This is a genomic window from Gilliamella sp. Occ4-3, from assembly GCF_001690675.1.
Lineage (GTDB): Bacteria > Pseudomonadota > Gammaproteobacteria > Enterobacterales > Orbaceae > Gilliamella > Gilliamella bombi.
Map to the genome: position 1 here is coordinate 1 of NZ_LZHR01000026.1, position 5062 is coordinate 5062.

General features: G+C 35.4%; 6 protein-coding genes. 3 read left to right on the top strand and 3 right to left on the bottom strand.

What is annotated here, in order from left to right:
* Positions 1 to 109 precede the first annotated feature (109 nt).
* The 3 genes from A9G44_RS03210 to A9G44_RS03220 form a co-directional block, all read right to left on the bottom strand.
* Positions 110 to 871: an IS5 family transposase gene (locus tag A9G44_RS03210; RefSeq protein ID WP_065609176.1), complete on the bottom strand. Its 762-nt coding sequence runs from the start codon at positions 869 to 871 to the stop codon at positions 110 to 112.
* A gap of 420 nt (positions 872 to 1291) precedes the next feature.
* Positions 1292 to 2122 carry a phosphoenolpyruvate hydrolase family protein gene (locus A9G44_RS03215; RefSeq protein WP_034915527.1) on the bottom strand — a complete coding sequence of 277 codons (831 nt, stop codon included), beginning with the start codon at positions 2120 to 2122 and terminating at the stop codon, positions 1292 to 1294.
* A gap of 16 nt (positions 2123 to 2138) precedes the next feature.
* Positions 2139 to 3347 (bottom strand): Tm-1-like ATP-binding domain-containing protein, encoded by a 1209-nt coding sequence (locus A9G44_RS03220; RefSeq protein ID WP_065609177.1) that lies wholly within the window; start codon positions 3345 to 3347, stop codon positions 2139 to 2141.
* A 179-nt stretch (positions 3348 to 3526) separates the two neighbouring features.
* Between A9G44_RS03220 and A9G44_RS03225 the strand changes: the two genes are divergently transcribed.
* From A9G44_RS03225 to A9G44_RS03235, 3 genes are all read left to right on the top strand, one after another.
* Positions 3527 to 4156, top strand: a complete 630-nt coding sequence (locus A9G44_RS03225) for a TetR/AcrR family transcriptional regulator (RefSeq protein ID WP_065609178.1) — start codon at positions 3527 to 3529, stop codon at positions 4154 to 4156.
* Positions 4157 to 4432: 276 nt separating this feature from the next.
* Positions 4433 to 4690, top strand: coding sequence for a transposase (locus A9G44_RS03230; RefSeq protein ID WP_034909955.1), 258 nt, complete (start codon positions 4433 to 4435; stop codon positions 4688 to 4690).
* Positions 4690 to 5062 (top strand): IS3 family transposase (locus A9G44_RS03235; RefSeq protein WP_143426292.1); only part of this gene is annotated, 373 nt, incomplete at its 3' end. The genes A9G44_RS03230 and A9G44_RS03235, both read left to right, overlap by 1 nt.

Genomic DNA, 5062 nt, shown 5'->3' on the forward strand with positions numbered 1-5062 from the left:
GGAGTGTTCATCTGTTCCTGCTTATACTATTAATTGCGATTAATTTATATGAAACAAGTAAATTTGCCAGATTATTAGGGGCTGTTGATCTTTGCTGTACATAAATTACTCAACAATACATTGGCAGCCACATTAACATAAATGCCAGTGATACCATACTGGCATAATTCCTTTCTAACTTATCGTATCTAGTTGATATTGAACGATATTGCTTGATTCTAGCAAAGGCATTCTCGACTAAATGACGATAGCGATAAAGGCACCTATCCATACTGCTTTTATCTATATCCTTACCATAATTACGTTTAGCAATCACCGTTCGTCCGCCTTTTTGACGAACAAAGCACCGAAAAGGCTCGCTGTCATAACCTTTATCGGCTATCACTGTATTGACTTCATCGAGCTTTTCAACTAGGTTTTCTGCATAAGTGATATCATGTCGTTGTCCTTCAGAAAGCTCAAAACAAATAGGCAAACCACCACTATCAACCGCAAGATGAATTTTAGTTGAATTACCACCACAGCTCTGACCTATTTGCTCACAATGCTCCGTTGCAGCGCCTGTACTATGTTGATGAGCCTTGATAATCGAGCCATCTAGGAACACCCATTCAAAATCCGCTAGTTGTGATAAATGTTTGAAAATATTAACTAATATTCCCTTTTTAGACCACAAATTAAATCGTCTATAGACGGTGCTCCATTCACCAAACTCTTTTGGCAAATCTCGCCAAGGAATACCGGTTCTCATTCGGAAAAGGATCCCTTCAAACGTCATCCGATGCTCGGATTTATTATAAACTCGGCCGGTATTTTTCATTATTTGTAGTAGCTTTTCCCACCGTTTATCTGTTAGCATTGTTCTTGGCATGATGAATCGAGTTATGGTTGTTTTTGGCTGAATTATTATAACTCACATCATGCCGTCTAAAAAATAATCACGAAAGATCAACACGCCCTAATAATATTTATCAATTTTAATCTTTTTGAGAAGGAATTGTTAGACTAATCTCATTTTTTATTATCTAAATAGTATTACTAAACGATTATTTCAAATCGAAGGTAATTTTGAAAGTGGTTGGTGGTTTTGCTATTTACTGATTTGTTAAAGCTTTTATGCATATTTTTACATGAGGTTAGGTTTTCTGTTAAATTTAAATTGCCATATAACAAATATGCGTAGATATTAATAGTATAATGTTTCGATCAAAATATAGTTTAACGAATTTCACTTCTCTTAAAAAAATAACAGCGCGATACATTAGTTGCGCTGTTATTGCTTATATTATTGTTAGTGTCGTTGAATTGATTTAAATCTTTCTGTCGTTTGTTTTAGTGCAATTTCTGTTGGTAAACGTTCCATTGAACTTGCTCCATAAAATCCATTACACTCAGGGCAATTTTTTAAGATATATTCAGCATCTTCAGGGGTAGCAATAGGACCACCATGACATAAAATAATAATGTCTGGGCGAATTGCTTTAGCCGCTTTTGCCCATTGATTGATTAGTGGCACACAGTCAGCTAGTTTTAACGCTGTTTCTGCACCAATACTCCCCCCCGTTGTTAGTCCCATATGAGGTACTAAAATATCTGCACCTGCTTTAGCCATATCGATCGCATTTTGTTCACTAAATACATAAGGTGTTGTAAGCAGATCTTTTTCATGTGCTTTGCGAATCATTTCGACTTCTAAAGCGTATCCCATACCTGTTTCTTCGAGGTTTGCTCTGAAGTTGCCATCAATGAGTCCAACAGTTGGAAAGTTTTGCACGCCAGCAAATCCCGTTTCTTTTAATTTGTCTAAAAATTGGTCAAATTGACAAAATGGATCTGTGCCATTTACACCCGCTAGTACTGGCGTATTTTTAACTACTGGTAATACTTCTTTAGCCATATCCATTACAATTTCGTTAGCATTGCCATAAGCAAGTAATCCTGCTAATGAACCTCTACCTGCCATACGGTAACGCCCTGAATTATAGATAACAATAAGATCGATACCACCAGCTTCTTCACATTTTGCTGATAATCCTGTACCAGCTCCACCACCAATAATTGGTTGACCTTTAGCTATCATGTCGTGGAATTTTTTTAACAATTGAGTACGTTGATTACCCATAATATTCTCCAAATATTTATTTCATTATTTTTGTAAATTCGTTGATGATAAGATCACAAAACTGCGGTGAGTTTATATGATAAGGGGTTTTTATTAACTTTCTTTTTTGAGTTTGGATAAAGGTTTTTTCAAATTCATCAATAAATGCTTGATTTGCTTTTGGTGACCAAAAAGCACCACCTTCAATATCTAAAGCAGAAAAACCACCTTCAGGAATAATAAAAGTGACATAACCTTGGCATTGATTAAGTTTATTTGCTATCCAATTAGCCATTTTTTGATTTTCTTCTGGCGTTGTTCGCATTAATGTCACTTGTGGATTATGTGGATAAAATAGGCGATCTTGATATTTTTGAGGAATAGTATCAGGGCTTGCAAAATTCACCATATCAAGAGCACCACACGATCCAATATAAGGTACTTGGCTTCTTGCAATGGCACCAAAACGATCTTCATCGCAGGCTAAAACACCGCCAAATAAATAATCACATACTTCCGTTGTTGTAATATCAAGCACACCGTGCAATAAATGGCTATCAGCTAGTTTTTCCATTGCTTTGCCACCACTGCCTGTTGCATGAAAAACCAAACAATCATATTGCCCGTTTAATTTAGTTGATACAGATTGAACACATTTAGTTGTGACACCAAACATAGTTAAACCAATTGCAGGCTTATCTTCAATCGTATCTTGGGTTTTAAATAGAATTGAGCCAGCAATAAAATTAGCTGCATTGGTTAAAACTTTCCTAGATATGACATTAATTCCAGCAATATCAGTAACCGAATACATCATTGCAATATCACTTGCACCGATATAACCAGAAATATCACCAGATGCCATTGTTGATACCATTAGTTTAGGAATTCCTACCGCTAGTGATTGCATGGCTGGAGTAATTAATGCAGTTCCTCCCGACCCCCCTAAACCTAGTATGGCTTCTACATCGTTTTGAGTCATCAGAAACAATTTGAAAGCTTCGGCCATTGCAACAATTGCTTTACCTCTATCGCCACAAAAAACAGCCTGTTTACCGCCTGGATGGCAACTTGCAACGGTTTCTGCCGTGATAGTTGCTAAATGATTAAATTGATGAGATTGTGTAGAAACATCAATAATTTTGCAGTTGAGATTTTTTGAATCAAGAATATTTTTAATATAAACGATTTCTTGCCCTTTGGTGTCTAATGTAGTAACTAAATAAATTGTACTAGTTGATGCCATTTATTACTCCTAAATGAGTTAATTAGGTAAATATTTGTAACAAAAGGGTGATTAATTGTCATACATTATATATCAAAAATGAGATTTAAGTCTCATTTTTTTAGGAAATGATAAATTTTAACTAATTTATTAAAATGCAGTATCATATTTAAAATTACGATAAATTAAATATATTCCTAATGACTCAGAAAACTTTAGTATCGCACCCAACATATGTTGGCGTAAAAAAACGGACTTATGAGCGTTTAATTAATACTGCATTAGAAGCATTAGAACAGGGCTGTGAGCTTACCATAACTGAACTTGCTGATAAATCGGGTATATCCAGAGCAACGGCATACCGCTATTTTCCAACACAAAGTGCTCTAATTACAGCTGTGGTAGAAAGCTCATTAGAACCTATTTTTAGTTGGCAATCAAAAAAACAAAATGCAGAAGAAAGTATTAATGATTTTTTAGCTTTTGCTTTTCCTCAAATGCTAAAGCATGAAGGGGCACTACGTGCAGCATTAAGGGTTTCATTACAACAGTGGGCAACAGAACGGTCATCATTATCACCACAAACCGAAAAATTGGTACGAGGTAATCGTAAAGAAACTCTTACAACAATATTATCCCCACTCAAAGCTGAACTACCAAATGAGCTTTATGATAAAGTAGTTTATGCTATTTCAATTATTTACGGTTCTGAAATATTTATGGTACTCAAGGATATCTGGGGACTTGATGATCAAAATGTAATATCACTATCGCAATGGATAGCTAAAGCCATCATTCATCAAGCCAAAGAAGAAGCATCGAAAATTTGATTGGAGGTCAAAAAGTCTGTTCTTTAATTTTACTTATTCTTGTATATTAAAAAAATCAATAAGTTTACAGGAAATGGATAACATAAAATATTGATTCATCCTTGTCTAAATATTTGAAGTAGGAAAACCCTAATGAAAAAACTTGTTTTTATCTTTATTTTTTGTCTTTGCGGTTGTGCAAATAAGCAAACGCAAATTTTGCTGTAACTATCCCCTAAAATAGTACAGCAAAAAAGTAGAAAATTATCTATGATAAAAGTAAAAGGGGATTTAATTATGAAAAAAATGACTGAACATCAAATCGTCGCTATTTTAAAAGAAGCTGAAGCAGGTATTCCTGTCAAGGAACTCTGCCGTAAATATGGCATGGGTAATTCAACTTTTTATAAATGGCGGGAAAAATACGGCGGAATGGAAACTTCGGATATCAAACGCTTAAAAGAGCTGGAGGCTGAAAACCGCAAACTTAAGCAGATGTTTGCCGAGCTTAGCTTAAAATCACAGCTTCAGGAAGAAATCATAAAAAAGCTTTAGTGCCCACAAAGGCACGTAAAACGTGGGCACAGCAACTACAACAAAATCATTCAGTTACTATTGCTATGAGTTGTGCCATTGTTGGCTTAAGCCGTTGTGCTTACTATTATCAACCTAAGTTACAGGATGATTCGGTGATTGTTTCGGTATTGAATGCTATCACAGACCGGCATTTACGCTGGGGCTTTCCTAAATGCTTTAATCGTATCAGAAAGCTCGGCTATCAATGGAACCATAAGCGTGTTTATCGGGTGTATTGTGAATTAAAGCTTAATCTCAGAGTAAAACGAAAAAAACGCATTCCTCCACGATGCCCGGAAAAGCTATTGGTGCCTAATAAACAAGGTGAATGTTGGTCAATGGATTTTATGA